Raw genomic sequence first — 1,284 nt, forward strand, 5'->3', positions numbered from 1 at the left:
GGATGTCAGCCGCGGGAGTTGCCGGTGAGAGTTTTGCAAGAAGCTTTGCTGCAAGATTCCCAGGCGAGTGCAGCGGTTATTCCTTTATTTAATTTGACACGGGGGCGATCGGATTGGCTCGACTGGCAGCGCTATTATCTCGATCGACCTCAAGCATATCCCGCCAGCGGCGAATGTCCGGAGTCAGTAGAGAAACAAAGCAGTCAAACAGCAAATACCCACAGCCAATTTTCCGGCATTTTCCGCCGCCTCGGCGAACAAGACTGGACACTAACGCTGACAAGTCCCGCATCCTTAGCCAGTCAAACTTGGCAACTCGTGACTTTGGACTCGGAAACCGACAGATTTTTACAGAGTTGTGAAACCGAACAGCCTCTGACAGTATGGGGCAGGCTGAATTTTGCCGGTGCTTGGCTGCTGTCGGTATCAGTAGAATTGAAGAGTTGACACTCAAGCGGGCCCAAGCCACGCTCGATTGCAAGGTTGCACTGATATAGCTTTAAACTGTCTATCCTTTGGGATAATACCCAGAGAGTAGGGGTATAGGCAAACACCCCTAACTCATCACAAAAGTGGAAGCTAAATTTTTCGCAGGTCACAGAAAAGCATAGAAATCACACGTCCGCCCTTCATCTTGGTCCAATAACAAATGGAGAGCCAACTGGTCCAATAACAAATGGAGAGCCACCAGATATTTGGGACAAAGCTTCTTCCGAGAGTTCAACCAACTCACTCGGCAGGTCTTGTATAGTGAGGCGGTTAACAGGTTGTGTCGCTTGAGGCATCAAGTTTTTGTTGTCCATAAGAGTTTTTTACCTTGTGAGTTTGGTTTGGTTAAAGAGAAAGTAGGCTAGGCGTTACCTAATCCCTTATTACTTGATTTTTATCATTACTCATTTAGTTTGCGACGTCAAATAACTAGAAAAGTTTTTGGACACAGAACTCTCCATCTCCTAACCCTGGGTTTAAAAGTGCTATGGCTAGGCAGGACAGACATTCTACCTATCCTCCCAATACTTAGACCTAAAACCCGTTTAATTAAACCAAGTCTTGACCCTCATTTAAACAGCCCGCCTAGGGCACAGATCCCCAACAATCACCAGAATCACTTCTCTTCCCTGTGCCCCACGGTACACCTAATTAACAGGGTAAACGCATCTTAACTGGAACCCAAAATATGCTACAGTTAAATCCGACTAAATTTCAATGTAGTTTGTTGTAGTTTATGGGTGCTATCAATGGCAAGAGGTTTTAGTAAAGCTGTAACTTCCCAACAAAAACAAA

1 protein-coding gene and 1 pseudogene are annotated in these 1,284 nt (G+C 45.6%); one reads left to right on the forward strand and one right to left on the reverse strand.

Annotation, left to right across the window (positions count from 1 at the left end; genetic code table 11):
* Positions 1 to 447, forward strand: a pseudogene (locus tag ACUVJL_RS16110) (FAD-dependent oxidoreductase); the annotation flags it as partial.
* Between the two features lie 182 nt (positions 448 to 629).
* On the opposite strand, the gene ACUVJL_RS16115 reads toward ACUVJL_RS16110, so the two are convergent.
* Positions 630 to 803, reverse strand: coding sequence for a microcyclamide/patellamide family RiPP (locus ACUVJL_RS16115; RefSeq protein WP_445246773.1), 174 nt, complete (start codon positions 801 to 803; stop codon positions 630 to 632).
* Between the last annotated feature and the right edge of the window lie 481 nt (positions 804 to 1,284).

The sequence above is a fragment of the Microcoleus sp. OTE_8_concoct_300 genome (assembly GCF_031383065.1).
Taxonomy (GTDB): Bacteria; Cyanobacteriota; Cyanobacteriia; order Cyanobacteriales; family Microcoleaceae; genus Microcoleus.

Excerpts from the sequence above, each read along its gene's own strand:
- ACUVJL_RS16115 (WP_445246773.1), bottom strand. The coding sequence starts at position 803 with ATGGACAACAAAAACTTGATGCCTCAAGCGACACAACCTGTTAACCGC.